General features: G+C 67.9%; 18 protein-coding genes and 1 pseudogene. 9 read left to right on the forward strand and 10 right to left on the reverse strand.

Features of this window, described 5'->3' with window-relative positions:
• Positions 1 to 14: 14 nt before the first annotated feature.
• The 6 genes from V2B31_RS05680 (at position 15) to V2B31_RS05705 (ending at position 6,342) form a co-directional block, all read left to right on the forward strand.
• A complete protein-coding gene (locus tag V2B31_RS05680) occupies positions 15 to 1,370 on the forward strand; it encodes an Nramp family divalent metal transporter (RefSeq protein WP_328276261.1) in 1,356 nt (451 codons plus the stop codon).
• Positions 1,371 to 1,448: 78 nt separating this feature from the next.
• Positions 1,449 to 2,510 (forward strand): aromatic ring-hydroxylating dioxygenase subunit alpha, encoded by a 1,062-nt coding sequence (locus V2B31_RS05685; protein WP_328276263.1) that lies wholly within the window; start codon positions 1,449 to 1,451, stop codon positions 2,508 to 2,510.
• 12 nt (positions 2,511 to 2,522) lie between these two features.
• Positions 2,523 to 3,683, forward strand: a complete 1,161-nt coding sequence (locus tag V2B31_RS05690; protein ID WP_328276266.1) for an acyl-CoA dehydrogenase family protein — start codon at positions 2,523 to 2,525, stop codon at positions 3,681 to 3,683.
• Positions 3,680 to 4,756, forward strand: a complete 1,077-nt coding sequence (locus tag V2B31_RS05695) for a phosphotransferase (protein WP_328276268.1) — start codon at positions 3,680 to 3,682, stop codon at positions 4,754 to 4,756. The genes V2B31_RS05690 and V2B31_RS05695 overlap by 4 nt, the downstream gene beginning before the upstream one ends.
• A gap of 122 nt (positions 4,757 to 4,878) precedes the next feature.
• Entirely contained in the window at positions 4,879 to 6,108 is a 1,230-nt protein-coding gene (locus V2B31_RS05700) for a hypothetical protein (RefSeq protein WP_328276270.1), read from the forward strand.
• Positions 6,109 to 6,171: 63 nt separating this feature from the next.
• Positions 6,172 to 6,342, forward strand: a complete 171-nt coding sequence (locus tag V2B31_RS05705) for a hypothetical protein (protein WP_328276272.1) — start codon at positions 6,172 to 6,174, stop codon at positions 6,340 to 6,342.
• Positions 6,343 to 6,358: 16 nt separating this feature from the next.
• On the opposite strand, the gene V2B31_RS05710 is transcribed toward V2B31_RS05705, so the two are convergent.
• Positions 6,359 to 6,715, reverse strand: coding sequence for a PilZ domain-containing protein (locus V2B31_RS05710; RefSeq protein WP_328276274.1), 357 nt, complete (start codon positions 6,713 to 6,715; stop codon positions 6,359 to 6,361).
• Between the two features lie 89 nt (positions 6,716 to 6,804).
• Positions 6,805 to 9,540, reverse strand: a complete 2,736-nt coding sequence (gene secA, locus V2B31_RS05715) for a preprotein translocase subunit SecA (protein ID WP_328276277.1) — start codon at positions 9,538 to 9,540, stop codon at positions 6,805 to 6,807.
• 438 nt (positions 9,541 to 9,978) lie between these two features.
• Between secA and V2B31_RS05720 the strand changes: the two are divergent.
• The 3 genes and pseudogenes from V2B31_RS05720 to V2B31_RS05730 form a co-directional block, all read left to right on the forward strand.
• Positions 9,979 to 10,638 (forward strand): annotated as a pseudogene (locus tag V2B31_RS05720) (glycosyltransferase family 39 protein); the annotation flags it as partial.
• Between the two features lie 936 nt (positions 10,639 to 11,574).
• Positions 11,575 to 12,801, forward strand: a complete 1,227-nt coding sequence (gene argJ / locus V2B31_RS05725) for a bifunctional glutamate N-acetyltransferase/amino-acid acetyltransferase ArgJ (protein WP_328276434.1) — start codon at positions 11,575 to 11,577, stop codon at positions 12,799 to 12,801.
• The gene (locus V2B31_RS05730) at positions 12,801 to 13,598 is read left to right on the forward strand and encodes an inositol monophosphatase family protein (RefSeq protein WP_328276279.1); all 798 of its coding nucleotides are present in this window, start codon (positions 12,801 to 12,803) and stop codon (positions 13,596 to 13,598) included. Before argJ ends, V2B31_RS05730 begins: the two co-directional genes overlap by 1 nt.
• A 1-nt stretch (position 13,599) precedes the next feature.
• Here the strand turns inward: V2B31_RS05730 and V2B31_RS05735 are convergent, their stop codons facing one another.
• From V2B31_RS05735 to V2B31_RS05770, 8 genes are read right to left on the reverse strand one after another with little or no spacing between them, the layout of a single operon-like run.
• On the reverse strand, positions 13,600 to 13,923 hold the full coding sequence (locus V2B31_RS05735; protein ID WP_328276281.1) for a virulence factor: 324 nt from the start codon (positions 13,921 to 13,923) through the stop codon (positions 13,600 to 13,602).
• Between the two features lie 35 nt (positions 13,924 to 13,958).
• Entirely contained in the window at positions 13,959 to 14,279 is a 321-nt protein-coding gene (gene trxA / locus V2B31_RS05740; protein WP_328276283.1) for a thioredoxin, read from the reverse strand.
• Between the two features lie 30 nt (positions 14,280 to 14,309).
• Entirely contained in the window at positions 14,310 to 17,750 is a 3,441-nt protein-coding gene (addA, locus tag V2B31_RS05745) for a double-strand break repair helicase AddA (protein ID WP_328276284.1), read from the reverse strand.
• Entirely contained in the window at positions 17,731 to 20,697 is a 2,967-nt protein-coding gene (gene addB, locus V2B31_RS05750; RefSeq protein WP_328276285.1) for a double-strand break repair protein AddB, read from the reverse strand. The genes addA and addB overlap by 20 nt, the downstream gene beginning before the upstream one ends.
• The gene (locus V2B31_RS05755) at positions 20,690 to 21,400 is read right to left on the reverse strand and encodes a nucleotidyltransferase family protein (protein ID WP_328276287.1); all 711 of its coding nucleotides are present in this window, start codon (positions 21,398 to 21,400) and stop codon (positions 20,690 to 20,692) included. The genes addB and V2B31_RS05755 overlap by 8 nt, the downstream gene beginning before the upstream one ends.
• Positions 21,397 to 22,383 (reverse strand): aminoglycoside phosphotransferase family protein, encoded by a 987-nt coding sequence (locus V2B31_RS05760; RefSeq protein ID WP_328276289.1) that lies wholly within the window; start codon positions 22,381 to 22,383, stop codon positions 21,397 to 21,399. Before V2B31_RS05760 ends, V2B31_RS05755 begins: the two co-directional genes overlap by 4 nt.
• Positions 22,380 to 22,850 carry a tRNA (adenosine(37)-N6)-threonylcarbamoyltransferase complex ATPase subunit type 1 TsaE gene (tsaE, locus tag V2B31_RS05765; RefSeq protein WP_328276293.1) on the reverse strand — a complete coding sequence of 157 codons (471 nt, stop codon included), beginning with the start codon at positions 22,848 to 22,850 and terminating at the stop codon, positions 22,380 to 22,382. The genes V2B31_RS05760 and tsaE overlap by 4 nt, the downstream gene beginning before the upstream one ends.
• Complete coding sequence (locus tag V2B31_RS05770) at positions 22,843 to 25,188, reverse strand: PAS-domain containing protein (RefSeq protein ID WP_328276436.1); 2,346 nt, start codon at positions 25,186 to 25,188, stop codon at positions 22,843 to 22,845. Before V2B31_RS05770 ends, tsaE begins: the two co-directional genes overlap by 8 nt.
• Between the last annotated feature and the right edge of the window lie 69 nt (positions 25,189 to 25,257).

Below are 25,257 nucleotides of genomic sequence, written 5' to 3' on the forward strand. Positions count from 1 at the left end.
CGGGAGCCTGACCGATGTCGCCACCGCCCCCCTCTTCCGCCGACGCCCTTCTGCCAGGCGCGGATTTCCCCGGAAGGCGGCCCAGCCTGCCCGAAGTCAACCGCAGCGTCGCCGTCCCCATGGGGCCGGCGCGCTTCTGGCGGCGTCTCGCGGCCTTCAGCGGCCCGGGTTATCTCGTCGCCGTGGGGTATATGGACCCGGGCAACTGGGCGACCGACCTCGCCGGCGGATCGGCCTTCGGCTATAGGCTGCTGTCGGTCATCCTGATCTCGAACCTTATGGCGATGCTGCTGCAATCGCTCGCGGCAAGGCTCGGGATCGTCGCCGGGCTCGATCTCGCCCAGGCGTGCCGCGCGCGCTACAGCGGCCCGGTCAACATCGCATTGTGGCTGATCTGCGAAGCGGCCATCGTCGCCTGCGACATTGCGGAGGTGATCGGCACCGCCATCGCGCTCAACCTGCTGTTCGGCATCCCGCTGGTCTGGGGCATAACGCTGACCGCCTTCGACGTGGTCGTGATCCTGTATCTTCAGACGCTGGGCTTCCGCTATCTGGAGGCGTTCATCGTCGCGCTGCTCATCATCATCGCGGGATGTTTCGCGGTCGAACTTGCACTCTCGCAGCCCGCGCTCGGCGCGATGGCGGCAGGGCTGATCCCCTCGCCGGAGATCGCGACGAACCCGGCCATGCTCTACATCGCGATCGGCATATTGGGCGCGACGGTCATGCCGCACAATCTCTATCTCCACTCGTCGATCGTCCAGACCCGGCGCTTCGAGCGGACGGAGGAAGGGACGCGCATCGCGATCCGCTATGCGACCATCGACAGCACGATCGCTCTCGGACTCGCCTTCTTCATCAATGCCTCGATCCTGATCCTCGCCGCAGCGGCCTTCTACGAGACCGGCCATGGCGAGGTGGCGGAAATCCAGCAGGCCTATCAGCTGCTCGCGCCGATATTGGGCGTCGGCGCGGCGTCCACCTTGTTCGCCGTCGCTTTGCTCGCATCGGGTCAGAATTCGACCGTGACCGCCACCCTTGCCGGTCAGGTCGTGATGGAGGGGTTCGTCAACCTGCGGCTGCCGCCCTGGCTGCGGCGGCTGGTCACCCGGCTGCTCGCGATCATCCCGGCGGCGACCGTCGCCGCTCTCTACGGCAGCAGCGGCACGACCCAGCTGCTGGTGCTGAGCCAGGTGATCCTCAGCCTCCAATTGCCCTTCGCGGTCGTCCCGCTGGTGCAGTTCACCGGCGACTCGCGCCTGATGGGGCGGTTCGTGACAGCGCGGTGGGTGCGGGTCGTCGCCTGGAGCGTGGCCGCGATCATCATCACGCTCAATCTCACGCTGCTGGTCACGCTCGCGAAGGCATAATCCTACGGGGGGATCAGATCGCACGCGGTCGCGAGGCCTATTCTGGCCGGCATCAGCATGGATGGAAGGCAAGGCATCATGCAATATCTGAAGAATGTCTGGTATGCGGCGGGGTGGAGCGCGGACATCGGCCGCACGCCCCTGTCGCGCAAGATCATCGAACAGCCGGTCGTGCTCTACCGGACCGAAGCGGGGGAAGCGGTCGCTCTGGCCGACATGTGCCCGCACCGCTTCTCGCCGCTCAGCATGGGTAGCCTTGTGGGCGATGAGATACGCTGCCTCTATCACGGCCTGCGCTTCGACAAGAGCGGCGTCTGCACCCACAACCCCCATGGCGACGTGATCCCGCCGGGCGCGGTGGTGCGCAACTATCCGCTGGTGGAACGCTATGGCATGGCCTGGATCTGGATGGGCGATGCCGACAAGGCGGATGCGGACCGCATTCCCGATTTCTCGATGCTGGATAGCGACGATCGCTATAGCTACACGCGCGGCCTCACCATCAGCATGCCGCTCAATTATGAACTAATCACCGACAATCTCATGGATCTCAGCCATGTCGCCTTCACCCATGCGACGACGCTGGGCAACGACACGCTGGTGCCGGGGGAAACGGCGGTCCGGCACGAAGGCGACGCGATCTGGTGCGACCGGCTGGGTCGCGACGGCGAGCCGCCGAAAATCTTCGTCGACAGCGGCGCCTGCCCCGCCGACCAGCGCATCGACTTCTGGCTCGACATTCGCTGGCACGCGCCGGCGAGCTTCTATCTCGACATCGGCGTCGTCCCGACCGGCCGACCCAGGGACGAAGGGGCGCTTTTCTGCTCGGGCCAGATTCTGACGCCCGCCGGCCCCAACCAGACCTATTATTTCATCAAGAATTTCCGCAACTACATGATGGGCAATGACGAGGCGACCCGCGCGATCGAGGAAGGGCTGGTCTATGCGTTCGAGACCGAGGATGAACCGATGATCGCCCGGGTGCAGGAAAATATGGCGGAGCGGGAATTCTGGTCGCTGCGCCCTGTCATCCTGCCCTGCGATTCGGGCGCGGTGCGGGTACGGCGCTTCCGCGAAAAAATGCTCCGCGACGAGCAGGACGGCACGGCGGAGCAGCCGGCATCGGTGGCGGCGGAATAGGCGGAGCGCGGCGTGGCTGAAGCTGTTTCGGAGCTGGCGCAGCGCGTCGAGCATTTCGTCCGGGAATCCGTCATCCCGTTTGAAGGGCAAATCGGGCGGGCCAGCCATGGCCCACCGGACCCGCTCATTATGGAGCTTCGGGGCGCGGCGCGCGCGGCGGGCGTGCTCACGCCGCACATCCGCGCGGACGGCAGCCATCTGTCGCAGCGCGATACGGCGCGGGTGCTGCGGATGACGGGCCTGTCGCCGCTCGGGCCGCTCGCCTGCAACACGGCGGCCCCGGACGAAGGCAATATGTATCTGCTGGGCAAGGTCGCGACGCCCGAACAGAAGGCCCGCTTCCTCGAACCGCTGGTGCGGGGCGAGGCGCGCTCCGCCTTCTTCATGACCGAGCCGGCTGACGAGAATGGCGCCGGGTCCGATCCGTCGATGATGCGGACGGTCTGCCGCCGGGACGGCAATCACTGGGTCATTTCCGGCCGCAAGAAGTTCATTACCGGGGCCGAAGGGGCCAAGGTCGGCATCATCATGGCAAAGGCGGAGGAAGGCGCCTGCATGTTCCTTACCGACCTGCCCGATCCCGCGATCCGAACGCTGCGCGTCATCGACACCATCGACAGCTCCATGCCGGGCGGCCACGCGGAAATAGAGATTGAGGATCTGCGCCTGCCCGCGGATCAGATGCTCGGCCGTGCTGGCGAGGGGTTCCACTATGCGCAGGTCCGCCTCAGCCCGGCGCGCCTGTCCCACTGCATGCGCTGGCACGGGCTTGTGACCCGCGCGCAGGAGATCGCGTCGGCCTATGCCTGCCGTCGCCACGCTTTCGGCAAGCCCTTGATCGACCATGAAGGGGTCGGCTTCATGCTGGGCGACAACATGATCGACCTCAAGCAGGCGGAACTGATGATCGACTGGTGCGCCGACGTGCTCGATAGCGGCAATCTCGGAACGGCCGAAAGCTCGATGGCGAAGGTCGCGGTGTCCGAAGCGCTGTTCCGGGTCGCCGATCGCTGCGTCCAGCTGATGGGCGGCACCGGCGTCTCGGGCGACACCATCGTCGAGCTTGCCTTCCGCGAAACCCGCGCCTTCCGCATCTATGACGGCCCGACGGAGGTGCATAAATGGTCGCTCGCCAAGAAGATCAAGCGCGCCCACGCGGCTGACCCGCGATGAGCTTCGACATCGCCGCGCAGACCGGCGTCACGGCGGTGCGGCCGGGCATGGAGATCGACGTCGGCGCGCTCGCCGGCTGGATGGCGGACCGGGTGGAGGGCTTTCGCGGCCCGCTCACCCTCTCCCAGTTCAAGGGCGGCCAGTCCAACCCGACCTATCTCCTCACCACGCCGACACGGACCTATGTGCTGCGCCGCAAGCCGCCCGGCGAGACGCTCAAGGGCGCGCACGCCGTCGACAGGGAAGCGCGCGTGATCTCCGCGCTCTATGACGCAGGCTTCCCGGTGCCCCGCATCTTCGGCCTGTGCGTCGATGCCGCCGTCATCGGCAGCTGGTTCTATGTCATGGACCATGTCCAGGGCCGCATCTTCTGGGACGCGCGCCTGCCGGACATCGCCGCCGCTGATCGCCCGGCCTATTTCGACGCGATGAACCGGACCATCGCGCAGTTGCACGGCCTTGATCATCAGGCCGCCGGTCTCTCCGACTATGGCCGTCCGGCCGATTATTTCGCCCGTCAGATCGCGCGCTGGTCGCGGCAATATCTGGAGGATGAGGCGGCGGGGCGCGACCCGAACATGGATCGGCTGATCGAATGGCTGCCCTCGCGCATCCCTGCCGGCGAAGAAACGGCGGTCGTTCATGGCGACTTTCGCATCGACAACATGATTTTCGATCCCACCGAACCGCGCGTTCTGGCGGTGCTCGACTGGGAACTCTCGACCCTTGGACACCCGCTCGCGGACTTTGCCTATCATGCGATGATGTACCGGATGCCGCCGCTGATCGTGCCGGGTCTCGCCGGGGCCGATCTCGACGCGCTCAATATTCCCCCGGAAGACGCCTATGTCGCCGCCTATTGCCGGCATAGCGGCCGCGACGCCCTGCCCGGCTATGCCTTCGCTATGGCGTTCAACTTCTTCCGCTTCGCCGCCATCATCCACGGAATCAAGGGCCGCTATCTGCGCGGCACCGCCGTCAATGCGGAGGCGAAGAGCCGCGCAGAGGCGTTTCCCGCCATGGCGGAACTGGCCTGGCGGCAGGCGCTGGCGGCCGATCGCCCATCCGACTGATCCGGCACGCATCGCCTGAAACGCATCACCCCGCTGCTTGACAAGCAAGCGCGGGATGTGGCGGAACGCCAGCCCGATGGAGCGGGTTTAAGCGCTCGAACCATGGAGATGGAAGGCGCCTGATGCATAAGGTCTGGCTGTTGATGGGGTGCGTGTCTGCAATCGGCAATGTCGCCGCTTGCTCGGCGTCCGAATCGGTCGATGCGGCTGACCCGCGTAGCGCGCCGCAGGCGCAGACGACCGGCTATGCCCAAGCCCCTGCTTCGGGCGGACGAGCCGCCGCCGCGCCTGCCGGAGCGCCCCTGCCGGCGATCCTCGATTTCATGACCATGGACGTGTGCGTCGATGGCAGCGGCGCCGTCATCCCCGGCATGATCCCCGGCGACGCCCGATGCACCCGCCGCCGCGACATTCGGGCGGGAGAAACGCCGCCCTATATGCTCCACAATTTCGGCTATCCGGGCAGCCGTTGCGGCGATAGCGGCACTATCGACAAGACCAACATGCCGGTGGCGCGCGGCGGCGTCACCCGCATCGTCAGCAGCACGATCAGGCGCCCCGGATGCTCGACCCGCGCCGCGCGGGAGGAATTGAGCGACGCCCCCACGGCGCAGGACGGCGCGTCGATCCAGTGGGCGGACGACCGCTATGGCTTCATCATGGGCAGTTACAGCCCGGTATCGCTGTCCGCCTTTCAGTCCAGCCTGTGCCGGGCGAACCCCTCATCCTCCCGCCGCTTTTTCCGCAGCTGGGTGATCGCGCCGGCGCAGGTTCCGGCCGCGGGCGAGAGCGGCGTCGGCGTGTTCGACGGGGCGATGGCGAAGGGCGCGGCGAATGTGAAGATGGGAAGCTGCCCCACCCGCTTCCGCCAGGCGCTGACCAGCTGGACCGTCCAGCCCTTCACCTTCAAATCCAACCGGACGATGCGCGCGATCATTTCCAGCCACTTCGCCCAGACCGCGCCCGACGGTCTTTCTCCGGGCAACGCGATGCAGATGGAACGCACCTACTGGACGCGGGAATTCGGCATCTCGCGCTGGGAGAAATGGACCCGCGAGGACTTCGCCCGCAAGGACGGCAAGAGCGTTGCGACGCTGGGAAGCCAGCTTGCCGCGCGCGGCCGGTGCAGCGCTCCGCAACTGCCCACTATCACCTATTCGTCTGCGCTCAGGGAAAGCGCAGTCGGCGGCGGGGAGGCCTACCTGCGCGAACTGTCCAACCCGCGCACCGGCGAGCGCCACCACTGGGTCATGACCTTGTGCGAGGATTATAGCAACGCCCGCCCGGCGAGCGTCGCCAGCCGGCAGGTGCCAGCGTCCGCGCTGGCCAGCGACCTCTATTGGAAGCCTTGAGCAGGATGATCGGCTCCCGTCGAAGCGATCAGCGGCAGCGCCGGCATGGCGCATAGCTGATCCATGATCGAACCGCTGCTCCGCAACATCGTGCGAACCCTGATGATACCCGCCACACGCCGCCGGCGGGGTGGCGCGCGCCGGAAGCAGCAGCTCGGCCTTGCCCTGCTCATGATCCTCTTCGCCCTGGTCATGGTCCTCGTCCGGCATTGGGGGCTTGGATTCATCTCCTGACCCGCCGCTCGGACGATCACGCATAACGCCCCGGCCCCACCCGATGCAGCGTGATCGTCGGCCGCTCCTCCTTGTGAACGCCCGATTGCCCGATGACCGCAACCGGATCGACCTCCCGCGCCAGCAGCAGCCCGCACCGGTCCGGCCCTTCCCAGATCACCGTGCCGATCACCTCCAGCCCCTGCGCGATCAGCGTGACGCGCTCGCCCACCGCCGGCAGCCATTGCCCGGTCAGCAGCGCGCCATAGATGGAGATGTTGCGGATCAGCACCGGCTGGCTGATCCCGCCCCAGCTCAGGGTCGCGTCGATCTCGGCGGCGAAACGGCTTTCGCGCCGCCGCTCGGCTCTCGCCCGGTAAGATACGCTGTCCATTGCCCTTCTCCCGGTCTGCCCCCGGGGACCAGCGATCAGAGTCGGCAGAAAAACCTAATGTCCGATGAGCAAAGGCGGTTAACCAACCGTTAGCTCAGCGCGCCGTGGCAATGCTTGTATTTCTGCCCCGATCCGCACGGGCAAGGCGCGTTGCGGCTGATGTCGAGATTGGCGAACTCGCCCGCCGCGCCCGCGCCCACCGGGCCGCGCGGCAACGTGGTGGTGACGCCGCCGAACGACTCCGCATCGATGTCCGCGCTATTGTCCTCGCCCGAAAAAGGATCGATGTGCGTCGTGATGAAGTCGGGCAGCACCGGCAGCGCGAACGCCTCGAGCGGCGGCTGCTCCATGCGGAACTGCACCCGCGCGATGGAGCCCGTCACATCCTCGCGGATATTCTCCAGCATCCGCTCGAACAGGGCGAAGGCTTCCTGCTTATATTCGTTGATCGGCGTTTTCTGGGCATAGGCGCGCAGGTGAACGACCTGCCGCAGCGCGTCGAGCGTCGCCAGATGCTCCTTCCAGTGATGGTCCAGGCTCTGGAGCAGGATCGACTTCTCGATCATGTGCCAGCTGTCGGTGTCGATTTCGCCCAGCTTCTCGGCGATCGCCGCATCGGCGAGCGCGGTCAGCCGCTCCTCGATCATCTCGGGATCGACCTGATCCTCGGCCAGCCAGGCGTCGAAGTCCGGCTCCAGCCCCAATATCTCGGCGGTGCGCGCCTTCAGCCGCTCCATGTCCCACTGCTCGGGATAGGTGCCGGGCGGGCAGGATGCGCCGACCAGGTCATTGACCGTCTCGTGCCGCATGTCGGTTACGACATCATCCACGGTCGAAGCGTCCATGATGTCGCTGCGCTGCTCGTAGATCACCTTGCGCTGGTCGTTCATCACGTCGTCATATTCGACGACCTGCTTGCGGATATCGTAATTGCGCGCCTCGACCTTCTTCTGCGCGGTCTCGATCGCCTTGCTCAGCCATTTGGACGGCGGCAGCGCCTCGCCATCTTCCAGGTTGGATCGGATCATCTTGGCGAACATCGTGTCCGGCCCGAAGATGCGCATCAGATCATCGTCAAGGCTCAAGTAGAAGCGCGACAGGCCGGGGTCGCCCTGACGACCGGAACGGCCGCGCAGCTGGTTGTCGATGCGGCGGCTCTCATGCCGCTCGGTCGCCAGAACGAACAGGCCGCCGGCAGCCAACACCTCCTGCTTCTCCGCCTCGATCTCCGCCTCGATCCGCTTGATCGCCGCCTCGCGCTCCGGCCCCTCGGGCACATCGCGCAGTTCGTCCTCGACCCGCATCTCCAGGTTGCCGCCCAGCTTGATGTCGGTGCCGCGCCCGGCCATGTTGGTGGCGATCGTCACCGCGCCCTTGCGCCCCGCCTGCGCGACGATATGCGCCTCGCTCTCGTGGAAGCGGGCGTTGAGCACGGCGTGCTTCACCCCTTCCTGATTGAGGAATTCGGACAGCAGTTCGGACTTTTCGATCGACACGGTGCCGACCAGAACCGGCTGGCCCTTTTCGGCATGGTCCTTGATCGTGCGCGCGATGCCGCGGAACTTGTCCTCCAGATTCTTGTAGAACACATCATCCTCGTCCACCCGCTGCACCGGCTTGTTGGTGGGGATGGTGACGACGTTCATCTTGTAGATTTCGTAGAATTCGGTCGCTTCGGTCGCGGCCGTGCCGGTCATGCCCGACAGCTTGGGATACATGCGGAAATAATTCTGGAAGGTGATGGAGGCGAGCGTCTGGTTCTCCGGCTCGATCTGGACGCCTTCCTTGGCCTCCACCGCCTGGTGCAGCCCGTCCGACCAGCGCCGCCCGTCCATCATGCGTCCGGTGAACTCGTCGATGATGATGACCTTGCCGTCCTTGACGATATAGTCGATGTCGCGCCGGAACATCACGTTCGCGCGCAGCGCCTGGTTCACATGGTGGACGACGGCGGTATTCTCGAAATCATAGAGGTTCGCGCCCTGGAGCAGCCCTGCTTCCTCCAGCATCCGCTCGATCTTCTCGGTGCCTTCCTCAGTCAGCGTGACGCTGCGCTGCTTCTCGTCCTTCTCATAATCGCTCTCGGCGATCTGCTTCACGATGTGATCGACCGACACATAGAGTTCGGACTTGTCGTCGGTTGGGCCGGAGATGATGAGCGGGGTGCGCGCCTCGTCGATCAGGATCGAGTCCACCTCGTCCACGATCGCATAGTTGAACGGCCGTTGGACCATAGATGCGCGATCATATTTCATATTGTCGCGCAGATAGTCGAAGCCGAGTTCGTTGTTCGTCGCGTAGGTGATGTCGGCATTATAGGCTTCGCGCCGCTGCTCTTCGGAGAGGTTCGGCACGATCACCCCGGTGGTCAGGCCCAGAAACCGATAGACCTGCCCCATCCACTCGCAGTCGCGGCTGGCGAGATAGTCGTTCACCGTGACGACATGGACGCCCTTGCCCTCCAGCGCGTTCAGATAGGTAGCGAGCGTCGCCACCAGCGTCTTGCCCTCGCCGGTCCGCATTTCCGCGATCTCGCCGCGATGGAGCACGATGCCGCCCACCATCTGCACGTCGAAATGCCGCATCCCGAGCACCCGGACGGACGCTTCGCGCACCGTCGCGAAGGCTTCGGGCAGCAAATCGTCCAGCGTCTCGCCCGCGCTCAGCCGCTCGCGGAACCGCACCGTCTGCGCCGCCAGTTCCTCGTCGCTCATCGCCTGGATCGCCGGCTCGAAAGAGGCGATCTTGTCGACCAGCTTGCCCAGCGACTTCACATAGCGTTCGTTGGACGATCCGAAGATGGACTTGGCGAGTGCGCCGAACATGCAATTTCCTGACCCATGAGGAAGCGTCGCCCCTTGCCGGACGCGCACGCGGATATGCGCGGCGATTTAGGGAGGGCGCGGAGGATAGTCAATCGAAGCGCGGACAGCCACGGGCTGGCATAGGCAGGCCGCTCGTCGCTGGCATGAAAATGTCACCTGTTTCGTCCAGCAGGCCGGGACGGAACCGACAGGGTAGCTCCGTCTAGAGTGCCGAGCCTTCTATCTGACCCGTTCGCTTTGAGCAGGTTCGAGCGAAGTCGAGAACCGTCTGTCGAGAAGGGTTGCGCGAGCGTTCTCGATACGCTTGCTCGACTTCGCTAGAAGGGGCTACTCGAACCGAATGGAGGTGGTTCGGATTTAGCGCTCGGCGATCGAGGCAGTCGCCGGACAGGGTGACGACAGGGGCGTCGATCGCCTGAGGGAAAGGGGGTATTGGGCATGGAGCCATTGTCGGCGCTGCCCCGCATAAAGCGACGCGGGCCATGGATCGCCGCCGGCATCCTGTCGCTGATCCCGCTCTGGTTCGGGCTGCTGGCGCTCGCCACCCGCTTCAACCATGATGAGAGCCAATATGTCGCCGGCGCCTATTTCGCGGCCCGGCTGACCATCTTCCGCGACTATCTTTACCTGCAACCGCCCCTCCACGCCTGGGCCTTCGCGCCCCTCACCCTGGCTTTCCCGGCCCATATCCTGCTGGCGATGCGGCTAGCGACCGCAGCGCTCGCGGTCGCAACGCTGGCGGCGCTGTGGGGGGCGCAGCGGATCGCGGGCATATCGCGCCGCAGCGCCCTGACCGCCACCATGCTGGTCGCCGCCACCGCCGCCTTCCAGTTCGCCGCCGGAGTGGTTCGCAACGACATGCTGCCGACATTGCTCGTCGCGATGGGGATGGCGGCGCTGCTGCTGGCGCTGCGGCGCGGCGATCCCGCGCGCTGGATCGCGGCGGGGCTATGCCTGGGGCTCGCCCTGTCGGCCAAGCTCAATTTCGCGCCATTGGCCCTGGCCGCCGGCCTGTTCGTGCTGGCGCATGGCGGGCCGGGCAGGCTGCGGAGCGCCGCGTGGCTGGCGCTCGGCGGCGGGATCGGCTTGCTGCCGGCGCTGGTCGCGTGGGCGAACGCGCCCGACGCCTTCCTCTACGGCGTCCTGACCTATGGCGCGACCGCGCCGCACGCCTGGTTCGCTCTTAACGGCGCAGGTCATGAACTGGCCTGGAGCGAGAAGCTGGTCGATCTCCTTAGATATATGGCGCGCGGCCCGGCGCTGCTCGGCCTGTTGCTGACGACGATCTGCTGGACCGCAGCCGGGCGACGGCGGCACGCGCAGGGTCGTCGGCTGGCGCTCTGGATGACCATTGGCGGGCTGATCGGCGCGGCGCTGCCGACCCCGGCTCAGCTTCAATATCTGATGCCGCTGCTCCCGCCGCTGGCGCTGGCGCTCGGCTATGTGCTGGACGATGCGCGCCGGTGGAGCCAGCCTCGTCGGCGGGCGATGCTGGCCCTCCTTTGCCTCTCGGCCGTGCCGGGCCTCTTGCCATCGGTGCGCGATCTGGCGCGCATGGCGACGCGCGGCTCGCCGGTGCTGGCGGCGGCAGCGGACGCCGACTGGGCCGGGCGGCAGGTCCGGGCGCTGACCGGCGACGATGAGCTAGTGACCCTCTCGCCCCATCTGATGATCGACAGCGGCCTGACGCTCGATCCGCGCCTCGCAACCGGTCCCTTCGCCTACCGCACCGGCTGGACCGTCAGGCCTGACCGCGCGCGCCGCCTGCGCATGCTGACCCCCGCAACGCTCGCCGATCTCGACCGCGATCGGCCCGAAGCCATATTGGTCGGCTATGAACAGGGCACGGCAAAGCTCCCGGCCAATGTCGATCGGGCGCTGGCACTCTATGCGCAGCGGCGCGGCTATCGCCTGCTCATGATGCCCGACCGCATCGGCCGGCTCTATGTCCGTGTGCAGCCGGAACCTGCCCGCCAGGCATCCAGCCGCGTCGGCGGATTGACGCGGCCGGCTAATTCCCTCATCCCCGCCGCCATGACGACCCCTTCCCCCCTCGCCCCCGCCGCCTTCCCTGCCCTGCCCGACATCGCCGGCGTCACGCTCCGCGTCGCGCGCGCGGGATATAAGGCGTGGGAGCGGTGCGACCTCACCTATGCCGAGCTAGCGCCCGGCACGGTCGTCGCGGGCGTCACCACCCAGAGCAAATGCCCCTCGCCCGAAGTCGAATGGTGCCGCGACGCCATTCCCCTGGGGCAGGCGCGCGCGCTCGTCGTCAATGCCGGCAATGCCAATGCTTTCACCGGCCATCGCGGCCGCGCGGCGGTGGAGGCGATCGCCGCCCGGGTAGCCAATCATCTCGACTGCCTGCCGTCCGACGTGTTCGTCTCCTCGACCGGCGTGATCGGCGTGCCGCTGCCGGTCGACAAGGCGGAGGCAGGGCTAGACGCCGCTTTCGCCGCAGCCCCGTGCGGCTGGGAGGAAGCGGCCACCACGATCGGCACCACCGACACCTATCCCAAGGGCGCCCACGCCTCCGCCCTGATCGGCGACACGCGCGTCGAGCTGGTGGGCATCATAAAAGGCTCCGGCATGATCGCGCCCGACATGGCGACGATGCTCGGCTATATCTTCACCGACGCCGCGATCGATCCCCCGCTGCTGCAAGCGATGCTCTCCGCCGCCAACAAGCGCAGCTTCTCCTGCATCACCGTGGACAGCGACACCTCAACCAGCGACACGGTGCTGGCCTTCGCCACCGGCAAGGCGGGCAACGCCGTCCTCACCTCGATGGACGATCCCGGTGCCGACGCCTTCGCTGCCGCCCTTGCCGACCTCTGCCGCCAGCTCGCCCATCTGGTCGTGCGCGACGGCGAAGGGGCGACCAAGTTCATCGAAATCACCGTCGAGGGCGCAACCAGCGACGACAGCGCCCACCGCATCGGCCTCTCGATCGCCAATTCGCCGCTGGTCAAGACCGCCCTCGCCGGCGAGGACGCCAATTGGGGCCGCGTCGTCATGGCGATCGGCAAAGCGGGCGAACCGGCCGACCGGGACAAGCTCTCGATCCGCTTCGGCGCGACCCAGGTGGCGACCGGCGGCCTCGCGGTCGAAGGCTATGACGAAGCCCCCGTCGCGGCGCATCTCAAGGGGCAGGAGATCGTCATCGGCGTGGACCTCGGCCTTGGCGAAGGCCGCGCGACGATCTGGACCTGCGACCTGACCCACGGCTATATCTCGATCAACGCGGATTATCGCAGCTGATGGCCGCCGGCCTCCACGAACCGGTCGCGGCGCTGATGCGGCAGGTCGGGCGCGACATCGTCATGCCCCGCTACCGCAACCTCGCCGCGCATGAGATCAGCGAGAAGGCGGCCGATGACTATGTCACCATCGCCGACAAAGAAAGCGAGATCGCGCTGGCCGAAGGACTGGCCGCGATCCTGCCCGACGCTGGCATCATCGGCGAAGAAGCCTGCGCGGCCGATCCCGCCATTCTCGACCGGGCGGGAGACGGGCTGAACTGGATCATCGACCCGATCGACGGGACGGGCAATTTCGCCAGCGGCAACCCGCCCTTTGGCATCATGGTCGTGCTGGCGGACGCGGGAACGATCCTCGCCGGCTGGATATTGGACCCACTCACCGGCCGCCTTTGCCACGCCCTGCGCAATGGCGGCAGCTTCATCGAAGGGCAGCGGATACAGGCGCGCGAAAGCGGCGAACCGCTGCCGATCGCCGCGCTGGCCGTCTATTTCATGCCGCCTAAAGAACGCGCCGATATCCAGCGCCGGTCTCGGGACCGCTTCACCCTGGTCGATATCCCCCGCTGCGCCGCCGAACAATATCCGCGTATCGTGCTGGGGCAGAATGACCTGTCGGTCTTCGCCCGGACTTTGCCCTGGGATCATGCGGCGGGCACGCTGTTCGTCAACGAAGCGGGCGGCCTCTGCCAACGGCTCGACGGCACCCCCTACCGCGTCGGCGACCCCCGTCGAGGGCTCCTCGCCGCCTCGTCCCCGCGCCTGTGGGAAGCGGCAGCGGAGGCGCTGTTTCGTTGATCTACTCGATCGCCGGGCCGAGGTCGTTATTCTCCTCGATCCGCAACATGCGAATGTCGCGAACCGACGGCTTGAACCAGCTATAGGTGCGCCGCAGCTCCTGCACGGCCAGCACGCAATCGACGGGCGTCACCCGATCGTTGCCGAAATAGGTCGACCCCTGCTGCCACTCAAAGCCCCGCGCTTCCAATACCTTTCGGATATCCGAAGAGGCGTTGGTCCATGACGGCGCGTGATAGGCATTTTGCAGAATAGTAGTGTCGAGATCGAACACGATCGCATACATACGGTCGTTCCCCCGATTATGTCCGATGCCGGCTACCATGACGGCAAATTAGGCCATGCACGGGGGAAAGCCAATCACAATACGCTCTCGATCCAGCCCTTGAGCGCGCTCTTGGGGGCAGCGCCCACCTTGGTCGCGGCGGCTTCGCCATTTTTGAACAGGATCATCGTCGGGATGCCCCGCACGCCATATTGGCCGGGCGCGTCGGGATTCTCGTCGATGTTGATCTTGGCGATCGTCACCTTGTCCGCCAGTTCCTCGCTGATTTCCTCCAGCGCCGGGCCGATCATCTTGCACGGGCCGCACCATTCGGCCCAGAAATCGACGAGCACGGGCTTGTCGCTGTCGATAACGTCCTGCTTGAAGCTGAGGTCGGTAACTGCCTTGGTCGCCATGGCGATGATCTCCTTATGTCGGGGCAATATCTAGGATGGACGCAGCCCCGCCTCAACGGGCGGGAGCGGCAAATTCTCCTGCGCCGCCACATAGCCGGGCTTGTGCCGGGCGAGCAGGTCGGGCGGCAGGGTGATGAGGCGCGGCGCGCTGGTATAGAGCAGCCCCGCCTCGATCGCCCGATCGGGGAAGATGACGCCCAGCGCCGCGACATAGGCCGCCATCTGCCGCACATGGGCGGCCGGCACTTCCTCCAGCGTCATCGGCGCGACCCGCCCGGTCTTGAAGTCGACGATCTGCACCCGATCCGGCCCGATGCACAGGCGATCCACCGTCCCCGCGATCACCGCCTCCCCCACCACCGCCGCGATCGGCGCTTCGGCGAGCGCATCGGGGCCGAACAAAGCGGCATGGTCGGGCGCGTCGATGATTCGTAACGCCTGCGAAACAATACCGGTCCGCTCGCTCTCATCGGCCAGCCCCTGCTGGGTCAGCCAACGATCGGCCGCCGCGCGCCGGCGCTCCGGCGGCAGGTCGGGCAGCCGCTCGAACAGCGCATGAAGCCACCGCCCCCGCTCCGCTGCCGCCCGCATCGCGGGGGTGGGCGGCGGATTGGGCACATCATCCTCCACCTGCGACGACGGCGCGAGCGGCCGGGGCGGGCGCGCTTCCACCGGCGCGGGGAGCCGCAACCAGCCGGGCAGCTCGACCGCAAATGGCGATTCAGCTGTCCCACTCGCTGTTCCACTTGGCGTCAATTGCTCATGCCCGCGCCAGCGCCGCACGGCATTCCACAGCGGATCGGCGTGCCATTCCGCGCCTAGCGCGACCATCGCCCCTTCGACCGCCGCATACCAGCTTTCGGGCTTCACCTCGCCCTTGGCGCGCGGCCCCAGCGACCCCGCCACCACCAGCCTCTCCTCAGCCCGCGTCAGCGCGACGTAGAGCAGCCGCCAATGCTCCTCCCGCTCGACCTTCGCCGCCGCCTCGGCGACCTCGCCGATCGGCCCCTGCCGCTCGGCCTTGCGCGGCGGCAGGATCGGCAGGCCGTTCCACTCCAGCATGTCGGCGCGGTTGCCCGCATCGGGATCGATGCAGGCATCGGCCAGGATCACGATCGGCGCCTGCAACCCTTTCGCCCCATGCACCGTCAGCAGCCGCAGCATCTCGCCTGCCGCCGCCGCGTCGCGGACGATCTCCACCTCGCCCCGGTCGAACCAGTCGATGAAGCGTTGGAGCGAGGGATGATCGTCGCTCTCGAACGCCAGCGCGGCATTGAGCAATTCCTCGATCGGGTCCGCCGCCTCCGCCCCCAATCGCTCGATCAGCCGCCGTCGCCCGTCCATCGGCCCGGACAATATCGCCTCTAGATAGCGATAGGGCGTCGTGAAATCCGCCACCGCCAGCAGGTCGCGCAAGGGCGCGAGCAAAGCCGGATCGACCGTCTGGTTAAGATGCTGCCACAGCCCCGTCCGCCGCCCGATCAGCCGGGTCATCAACTCATCCTGCGTCCACCCGATCAGCGGCGATACCAGCAGAGCGGCGAGGTTCAGCTCATCCTCGGGCTGCACCGCGAAGCGCAGCGCGGCGAGAAGATCGCGCACCGCCAGCGGCGCATTGAGCCGCAGCCGGTCGATCCCCGCAACCGCGACATTCTCCTCGTAAAGCCGCGCAACGATCAGCCGCGCCAGCTCGCTCCGCCGCCGCACCAGGATCATGAAATCGCCCGCGCGCACCGGCCGCCCCCGGCTTTCGAGCATCAGCCCGTCGTCGATCCACTGCCTGATCTGCCGCGCGATCCGCTGCGCCAGCACCCGCTCCTGATCGTCGGCCCAATCCTCTTCGCCCTCGGCTTCCTCGCTGACGTTGGCGACCACCGGCCGCCACAGCATGACCTCGCCCGGATGGCGGTTGGCGCTCAGATGCCGCACCTCGCCTTCTCCCAGCCCCAGCCGCTCGCCGCGCAGAAAGGCGATGGTCTGGTCGACCACGTCGAGCACCGCCGGAGTGGATCGAAAACTGCGATCGAGCGAGAGGTTGAAGAAGTCATGCCCCGCCCCCTCCGCATCCCGCTCGAACAGGAGCTGCGCCGCCGCGAAATTGGCGGGACTGGTGCCCTGGAAGCCAAAGATCGCCTGCTTGAAATCGCCCACCGTGAAGATGGTGCGAACCTTCTGCCCCGGCTCCCGCTCGACCGCAAAAAACTCCTCCGCCAGCGTCCGCACGATCCGCCACTGCGCCGCATTGGTGTCCTGCGCCTCATCGACAAGGATATGGTCGATCCGTTGGTCGAGCTTGTAGCGGATCCACTCCGCGATCCCCGGCTGCTCCAGCAACGCGGCGGTGCGCGCGATCAGATCGTCGAAATCGACCGCCCCCGCCAGCCGCTTCGCCTCGCCATAGGCCCGCGCATAGGCCCGCCCCGCATGAAGCGCCTGCGCGAGGCTACCGGCATAATCCGCCCGCAGCTTCATCGCGATCAGCGCGCCGCACCCGTCATAAAGCCGCCGCGCCATCTCGCTATAGCCTTCGACGCCCGGCACATAGCCCTTGCTGTCGAGAAAATCCCCGTCCGCCTTCGCCCAGGCGCGGTGCAGCTCCGCCAACGCTGCCGCCCGACCCGCCGGATCGAGCGCGCACCACGCCGCGATCCGGTCGCACCGCTCCAGCCCGCGCCCCTTGCCCCAGTCGCGATTGGCCCGCACCACGCGATCGAGCGACGCCATGTCGAACAGATCGTCGCAGCATTGCTCCGCCAGCCAGGCGTCGATGTCGCCGTCCGGCAGTTCAAGTTCCGCCGCCAGCCAAGGCAGGATCGCCTCGGGCAGCCCGTCCAGCGCCTCACCCCTTGCGGCGCAGCGCAGCAGGAACTGCTCCGCCCCGCCCTCGCCCAGCCGCAGGCTGAGCGCCTGGAGCGCGCCGAACAGCGCCTCGTCCCCCTGCTCCTGCGCCGCCACCACCAGATCGGCGAGCGCCTGCCGCGCCAGCGCCGACTGCTCGCGCTGGTCGAGCGGGCGAAAGCCGGGGGCAAGCTCCGCCTCCAGCGGAAAGGCGGTCAGCAATTGCTGGCAAAAGCCATGGATGGTCTGGATACGCAGCCCACCGCCGGTCGATTCTAGCACCTCTGCGAACAGACGCCGCGCCTGATCCTGCATGTCGGGATCGTGGCTCTCGCCGAGCGCCATCAGGTCCGCCGCCAGCGCGGGGCCGTCCATCTGCACCCAGGCGGCGAGCCGGTCATGGATGCGGTCGGCCATCTCCGCCGCGCCCGCCTTGGTAAAGGTCAGGCACAGGATATTCTCCGGCCGCACCCCCTGAAGCAGCAGGCGGAACACCCGCGCCGTCAGCACATGGGTCTTGCCCGTCCCCGCCGACGCGGAGAGCCACACATGCGCGTGCGGTGCGGCGGCGTGCGCCTGATCGCCGAGCAGTTTCTGGAGCGGCGCGGGTTTCCTAGCCATCGTCGCGCCCATACCATTCCTCCAGCCGCATCAGCTGGTCATAGTCGCCATAGCTCGCGACCTCGGGATTGATCTCCGCGCGGAACGGCGCGCCGCCCAGCAGATAATCGTTGGCGACGCCCTCGAAATGCTCATGGGCATGGGCGGTGAAGCTGTCGGTGACGATCTTGTCGCGCCGGCCCATCGGATCGACCGGCCGCTCCCGATAACCGAACTGGTCCCCCTTCTTGGCCAGCGACCAATATTCGAAGTCGCCCGCTTCGGCCCGACCAATCCCGTCGAACCCGCCCAGCTCCGCGATCACCCCCAGCAGCCCCAGTTGCAGCGAAAAGCCCGCCTTCACCTGGCGCGCGCTCGGCGGCTTACCGGTCTTATAGTCGATGATGCCGATCCGCCCGTCCGCCAGCCGGTCGATCCGGTCGGCCTTGCCCATCAAGGTCACACCCGCTACCTCGGCCCGCCCTTCCTTCTCGACCGCCAATATGATCCGCCCCTCGGCCTTGTCTTTGGCCACCTCGGCGGCGATCCAGCGCACCGCCTCGATCAGACGCGGTTGCCACAGCGCTTTGAGCAACGGATGCACCTGCGGCTGGTCGAACATCGCGCGGGCGCGCTTCTCCAGATCGGCGGGGTCCAGCGTCCCGGCCTCCGCCCATTTCTGGAGAATCTCATGCACCGCCGTCCCGCGCCACGCCGGCCCCGCATCGGCATCCACCGGATCGAGCCGCGCCAGCCGCAGCACCCGTCGGGCATAGAAAGCGAAGGGATCGGCCTTCAGCCGGTCGACATCGGTGACGGGAATGACCTTCGGCCGCGCCGCCGCCGGCGGAGCCGGCGCAGGCCGCGTCGCCGGCCGATAGGCTTCTGGCGCGTCGATCGCCCGCGCCAGCGCCGCATAGCGCTCCGCCGTCTTCCACTGCGGCCCCGCCATGGCCTTGAGCCGCAGCCAGAAGCGCGACGCCACCGCCGGCCCGCCGCTCCCCCGCCGCGCCCGCGTGATGAGGACATGCGGCGCGCCGAGCGCGCTGGCGAAATCATGCGCCGCCAGCCCGATGCGAGTCTCCAGCCCCGGCAGGCCCAACTCCCGCCGGATGCGCGGCGCCAGCCAGGGATCGGGCGCGGGCAGGCCAGGCCAGGTGCCTTCGTTGAGGCCGCTCAGGATCATCAGGTCCGCCTGCGCCAGCCGCGCCTCGATCAGCCCCAATATGGCAATGCGCGGATGCCCGCCCTGGGGCGGCCGCACCGAAACACCTCCGAGCAGATGGTCGAGCATCGCCGGCAGGCCACGCGGATCGGCCGATTGCGGCCCCTCCGGCGCGGCGGCCTCCATCTCGGCGAACAGGTCGGCCGCGGCATGGCCCTGATGCCCGGCCCACACCGCCTCGCCCGACAGCGCGCTTGCCCCTTCGCGCAAGGCCGCAAGCTGCCCTCCCAGATCGGTGTCGCCGGCAAAGGCCGCCTCCAGCGGCTCCAGCAGCGCCCGCGCCTTTGGCCACCACGCCCGCGCCGCCTCCCGCACCGCCCGTTTCCGATCATCCTCGCGCGGTCGCAGAACAAGGTCGATTCCCTCCAGTCCCGCCTGCGGCCTCGGCCCCCGCAGCAGCAGATCGAGCGCACGCACCCCCTCGAGCCAGCCAAGCCGGCCCTCGCCCCGCATCACCAGCGGATGCTTGAGCAAGGTCAGCAGCGGCACCGGCGCGAACCGCTCCGCCACGGCCTCCGCCATGGCGATCAGCAAAGTGCCGGGCGGCAGGCGCGACAAGGGCTGGCCCGCCGAATCGTCCGCCTCTATCCCCCAACGCCGCAGATGGGCCGACACCCGCGTCGCCAGCTGCCGGTCGGGCGTCACCAGCGCCGCCGTCCGCCCCGGCGTCTCCAGCGCCTCGCGCAGCGCGATGGCGATCGCCTGCGCCTCCTCGCCCGGTGTCGCCACTTCCAGCGCCTCGACCCCGGCTAGCGACCGATCGGCGGTCTTGAGGTCGCGCCATCGGCTCGTCAGCCTGGGCGGCAGCATCGCGTTGGAAATATTGCGCCCCCGCACCGCCCGCGCGTCATGCTCGCTGCCCCAGCGCCACAGCGCCACATCGTCGCGCGTCGCGCTCATGCCGTGGAGCAGGCGTTTGAGCGCATATTGCGGGTGGCTCTCATGCCCCGCCGCGCGCGCGCCGGTCACAGGATCGGGCTCGCCCGGCCCGATCGCCTCCCAGGCCGCATCGTCCATATGCTGGTCGAGTCCGGCAAACACCACCATGCCGTGCGGCATCTCCCCAATCCGGCGCAGCAGCCGCGCGACGGCCGGCGCGCTGGTTGAAATGCCCGCCGCGACCACCGATCCCGCCGGCGGATGCGCGCCCCACCGCGCCGCCAGCCGCGTAAACAGCCGGTTGCGCCGCTCGGCCAGGTCAATGCACCCCGTCCGCGCCAGTTCCTCGGGCCATTGCGCCATCAATATCTCGAACATCGCCAGCGACGTCTGCCAGTGGCGCGACAGGTCGGCGCTCAGGTCGATCTCGCGCAAGGCGGACAGCGCCACCTGCTCGACCTGCATCTGGTCCAGCACCGCGCCCAGCGCCTGCCCCAGTTGCAACGCCTGCCCTGCATCGGTGCCCGGCCGCGCCGCCTGCACCAGCCGCGCCACCATCATCTGCCGCCGCATCGGCGCGATCGCCGGCGGCACCGGATCTCCGTCGCCCAGCGGGTCGAGCGCGCCGCCGACCTGCTCGCCCAGGTCCGGGTCGCCGATCGCGACCAGCCGGGGCAGCAGCAGCCCGCCGCCCGACTGCCGGACGAAGGCGTCGCTGACGGCACGGATCGCGCGGTTGTTGGGGAGCAGGACCATCGCCTGCGCCAGCGCCATCATCTGCCCCTTATGCTGCGCCAGCAGCCCGGCGACGAGCGCGTCGGCAAAGGCGCGATGCGCGGGGATGGTGAACAAAGCCGGGCGGCCGCGCTCACCCATGGGTCAGGATCGACTCCACCACCGGAATGGCCTGCGGCGTGCCGACATCGAACCACAGCCCCTGATGGGAGACACCGTACAACCGCCCTGCCTCGATCGCGCGGTTCCAGAAGATGTTGGTCGAAAACACCTCGCCGGGCGGATCGGCGATCAGCGACGGCTTCATGATCTGCACCCCGGTGAACACGAAGGGCGCGACATGCGCGCTCTTGCGCCGCGAAAGTCGCCCATCCGGGCTCATATGAAAGTCGCCCTGCCCCTTGTGGCAGGTCGCGCGCGCCAGCGGCACGACCAGCAGCAGCGCGTCCATCCGCTCGGGATCCCAGATGCGCTGCATCATCCCCAGCGTCTCCTGCGGCCCGTCGATCCACAGATTGTCGCTGTTGGCGCAGACGAACGGCCCGTCGCCCAGCAGCGGCTTCGCCTTCACCAGCCCGCCGCCTGTCTCCAGCAGCTTGGCGCGCTCATCCGACACGACGAACTCGGTGCCGCACCGCCGCGCCCTCAGATGCGCCTCGACCGTGTCGGCGAGATAATGGACGTTCACCACCACCTTGCGGATGCCGCCCGCCTCCAGCCGGTCGAGCGCATGGTCCATCAGCGGCTTGCCCGCGACCTTGACCAGCGGCTTGGGCCGCGTCGCGGTCAGCGGCCGCATCCGTTTCCCCAGCCCGGCCGCCATCAGCATCGCCGTGTCGATCATGCCGGCGCATACTCCGCCAGCGCCTCATGCCGCTTGTCCGCCGGGATATTGGCGGCGAACCAGTCGGCCACCGGCGCCAGCGCGGGATGGGCCAGGTCACGTTCCAGCAGCCCCCACATGCGCGGCAGGTAGGAGAGGTAGCGCGGCTTCCCGTCGCGCTTCCAGAGCCGCGTGAAGATGCCGATGATTTTCGCGTTCCGCTGCGCGCCGAGCACCGCATAGGCCGCGTCGAAATCCTGCGGCGGAGACGCGGCCGTCTTGTAATGCGCCAGCATCGCCGCCTCCACGGCCTCCGGCACGTCGCGCCGCGCATCCTGAAGCAGCGAGACAAGATCATAGGCCGGATGCCCGGCCAGCGCGTCCTGAAAGTCGAGCAGCCCCAGGCCATGCGACGCCGCCCGGTCGATCAGCATGATATTCTCCGCATGGTAATCGCGCAGCACCGTAACGGTCGGGCTAGCGGACCGTTCTACAACCGGCAGCACCGCGTCCCATGCCTGGACATAAGTGTCGGCATCGACCTCCAGCCCCGCTGCCGGGCAATACCAGTCGGTCAGCAACCCCGCCTCGCGCTGATAGACCGCCCGGTCATAGGGCGGCAGGTCGGCGGCGGGCTTGCGGTGCAGATCGACCAGCAGATCGACCGCCCGCTTATATGTCGCCAGCTCCGCCTCCGGGTCGGCGTCCAGATGCTCCTTGACGCGCAGGTCGCCGAAATCCTCGATCAGCACCAGCCCATGCATCAGGTCACGCGCCAATATGCGCGGCGCGGCAAAGCCGTCGGCGTTCAGATGCTCGGCGATGGCGATGAACGGGCGCGGGTCTTCATGCGGCGGCGGAGCGTCCATCAGCACCGCGCGCCGACCGCCTTCCACCACGCGGAAATAGCGGCGGAAGGAGGCGTCGCCGGCCAGCGGCAATATGGCGGCCGCGCCCCAGCCGGCGTCGGCTAGGAAGGCGGGCGCGGCAGGTGGCGGGATCATATCTGGGACCATCGCTCCGTCCAAGCGTCCGGCACGTCCGCTGTCAAGCGCCGCCCGCCCTCGCCAGCATCCTCGCCCGCATCCTCTATCGTCAGGCGGAGCGCATGGGACCACAGCCCGTCCCCCAGCCGGTCGGGCCATTCGATCAGCAACATGCTGTCCATCAGATAGTCGCCCAATGCCAGTTCCTCGGCCTCCTCCGCCGCGTCCAGGCGGTAAAGATCGACATGCGCCACCGGCAGCCGGACTTCGGGCACGTCATAGGGCTGGACGATGGCGAAACTCGGACTCGGCGCTTCCCCCTCCAGCCCCAGCGCCGCCAATATGCCGCGCGCCAGCGTCGTCTTGCCCATGCCAAGGGCGCCTTCCAGGGCGATCACGTCGCCGATCCGCGCATGGGGCGCGATCCGCGCGCCGAGCGCCAGCATCGCCGCCTCGTCGGGCAGGTGCAGCACGGTCTCAGCCACGCGGCAGCTCGATCACCGCCATCGTGCCCTGCCCCGGCTTGGACACCAGCTCCAGCCGCCCGCCATGCGCCTCCGCCAATTGGCGCGCCAGCGGCAGGCCGATGCCCGCCCTTCCCCCATTCCGCGCCTGCCCCGCCCGCACCGCGGGATCGAAGATCGCACTCTGCTGCGTTACGGTGATGCCCGGCCCATCGTCCGACACCACGATCCGCGCCCGATCCGCCGCGCCGTCGCCATGCAGCAGGATGCGCGCGCCCTTGCCGCAATAGCGGATGGCATTTTCCAGCAGATGGTCGATCGCCTGCCCGATCCGCCGGGCATCGCCCTGCACCGTGCCGAGGGTCGGCTGCATCGTTACCGCCAGATCGATCCCCTTGGCGGTTGCCTCCGCCTTCAACCGCTCCGCGCTGGTGCGGGCCAGCGCCGCCAGATCGACCACCGCCCGCTCGAGTGGTAGCGTCCCCACCTCACCCTGGGTCAGGTCCAGCACATTGTCGATCAGCATCGAAAGCCGCGCCGTGCTCTGCAAAATGCCATCGACATAGCCGCGCGCCGCATCACTCAGCTCGCCAGCATAGCCTGCGCTCATCATCTCGGCGAAGCCCGATATGGTGGTGAGCGGCGTGCGTAGTTCGTAGCTCATATTGGTGACGAAGGCGGTCTTGACCTTGTCCGCCTGCTCCAGCGCCTCGTTGCGGTCGCGCAGCATCTGCTCGACCCGGCGGCTGTCGGTCACGTCCAGCATGGTGAAGAGCGCATTGCCATCGGGCAGGGGGATCGCCGCGAACTCGAACATGCGACCATCGGCAAAGCCCACATGCCCCCCGCGCTGCTTGCGCTCGATCGTGGCGGCGCGCACCAGTTCGCGCACCAGCTTGCTCTGCTGCGGCTTGGCGAGCTTCTCCTGCACCGCGCGCATCAGGTCGTCGATGCGCGGATGCGACGCCAGCAACTCCTCGGTCGCGCCCCAGACTGTGCGGAACCGGCTGTTCCACATCTGGAGCCGCCCGTCGGCAGAGAAAACACCGATCGACTCGAACAGATTGTCGAACGTCGCGGTCCGCACCCGCAGCAACGTGTCGCGCGCGCTCGACAGTTGCACCTGCTCCGTCCGGTCCTCGAAGATCAGCAGCAGCCCGCCATCGGGCAGAGGCTGAGCATAGACGCGCAGATGCGTGCCGTCCTGGAGCAGCCAATTTTCCTCCTGCGGATCGGGCGACAGGAACCAGTTGCGCCGCTCGGTGCGCCAGGCCGGGAAATCGCGATGCTCGGGCAGCCGGCGCGCGTCGCGCATCTGGTCCAGCACCCGCTCGAACAACGGCGCGTCCGCCAGCGCCTCCTGCCGCAGCCCGAACAGGCTCATGAAGGGCTGGTTCCAGAAACGCAGCGCCCGGTCCGGGCCGAAGCGGGCGACGCCGGCGGACAGGCGATCGAGCAAATCGCGCTGCGCCGCTTCCAGCCGCCGATGCTCGACCCGCGCCTGCTCCAGCGCATGGTGATCGACTGCGTATCCCGCCACGCCCGCCGGCCCCAGCGGCACATCGACCACCCGCATCGTCCGCCGCTCGCCGTCGATCGTGGCAGGGACCATGCGATCCATTGGCGCGTCCTGCGCTACCGCCTCGGCCGCCGCCGCCTGCGGGCTGACCCCGCCCGCCGCCTCGACCAGTTCGATGCCGTTGGCGATGACCTCCGCCGCATTCTCGCCATCCACCGCCCGGACATAGGCGCTGTTGACGAGGCTGAGGCGCAGGTCGGGGGTGCGATGCCACATCGGGAAGGGCGCCGCCTCGACCAGCCCCGCAAGGGCCTCCAGCGCGTCGCGCAGCTGCGCCACATGGCCCTTGAGCGATTCGATCTCCGCTTGACTGTCGGTCGCGTCGAAGATCCACAGCACCACGCCGCCGCTTTCGGACAGCCCCGGCCCTGCCGGCGCGCCGCGCACCAGCAGCAGGCGCGACGATCCCTGCCCCCGCACCGGCAGCGCGAAGCTCCGCCCGGCGCGCTGGGCGGCAGCGACCTCGCGCGCCAGCCCGGCGGCGTCGTCCGGCTCCAGCCCGCCCTGCGGATCGGTCAGTTCGGACAGGAAACTGGGCACCCGCGCCTTGCCCAGCCATTTGGCGAGCCGGTCGGCGGCCTCCAGCCGCCCGTCGGGATGCACGATCACCGGCGCGGCCGGAGCGGACGCCAGCAGCACCGCCAGCCGATCGAGCTTGCCCTGCGCCTGGGTTCCGTCGCGCCGCATCCGCTGCCCGCTCAGCAGCGCCCAGAGCGCCGCGCCCAGCCATGCGGCCAGCACCACGCCCAGCAGGATGGCGGCAAAGGGCGATAGCGCGATCACGCTTCCGTCCCCCACGCCTGCCGACCCTGCCTGTCCCTGCTCATGATCCGACCGGGCCTAGACCAG

This window comes from Sphingobium sp., from assembly GCF_036170395.1.
GTDB lineage: Bacteria > Pseudomonadota > Alphaproteobacteria > Sphingomonadales > Sphingomonadaceae > Sphingobium.

Coding starts and splice junctions, on each gene's coding strand:
- trxA (WP_328276283.1), bottom strand. CDS start 14,279: ATGGCGACCAAGGCAGTTACCGACCTCAGCTTCAAGCAGGACGTTATC.
- V2B31_RS05685 (WP_328276263.1), top strand. CDS start 1,449: ATGCAATATCTGAAGAATGTCTGGTATGCGGCGGGGTGGAGCGCGGAC.
- argJ (WP_328276434.1), top strand. CDS start 11,575: ATGACGACCCCTTCCCCCCTCGCCCCCGCCGCCTTCCCTGCCCTGCCC.
- V2B31_RS05760 (WP_328276289.1), bottom strand. CDS start 22,383: ATGATCCCGCCACCTGCCGCGCCCGCCTTCCTAGCCGACGCCGGCTGG.
- V2B31_RS05710 (WP_328276274.1), bottom strand. CDS start 6,715: ATGGACAGCGTATCTTACCGGGCGAGAGCCGAGCGGCGGCGCGAAAGC.
- V2B31_RS05695 (WP_328276268.1), top strand. CDS start 3,680: ATGAGCTTCGACATCGCCGCGCAGACCGGCGTCACGGCGGTGCGGCCG.
- V2B31_RS05755 (WP_328276287.1), bottom strand. CDS start 21,400: ATGATCGACACGGCGATGCTGATGGCGGCCGGGCTGGGGAAACGGATG.
- secA (WP_328276277.1), bottom strand. CDS start 9,540: ATGTTCGGCGCACTCGCCAAGTCCATCTTCGGATCGTCCAACGAACGC.
- V2B31_RS05705 (WP_328276272.1), top strand. CDS start 6,172: ATGATCGAACCGCTGCTCCGCAACATCGTGCGAACCCTGATGATACCC.
- addA (WP_328276284.1), bottom strand. CDS start 17,750: ATGGGCGCGACGATGGCTAGGAAACCCGCGCCGCTCCAGAAACTGCTC.
- addB (WP_328276285.1), bottom strand. CDS start 20,697: ATGGGTGAGCGCGGCCGCCCGGCTTTGTTCACCATCCCCGCGCATCGC.
- V2B31_RS05735 (WP_328276281.1), bottom strand. CDS start 13,923: ATGGTAGCCGGCATCGGACATAATCGGGGGAACGACCGTATGTATGCG.
- V2B31_RS05680 (WP_328276261.1), top strand. CDS start 15: ATGTCGCCACCGCCCCCCTCTTCCGCCGACGCCCTTCTGCCAGGCGCG.
- V2B31_RS05730 (WP_328276279.1), top strand. CDS start 12,801: ATGGCCGCCGGCCTCCACGAACCGGTCGCGGCGCTGATGCGGCAGGTC.
- V2B31_RS05700 (WP_328276270.1), top strand. CDS start 4,879: ATGCATAAGGTCTGGCTGTTGATGGGGTGCGTGTCTGCAATCGGCAAT.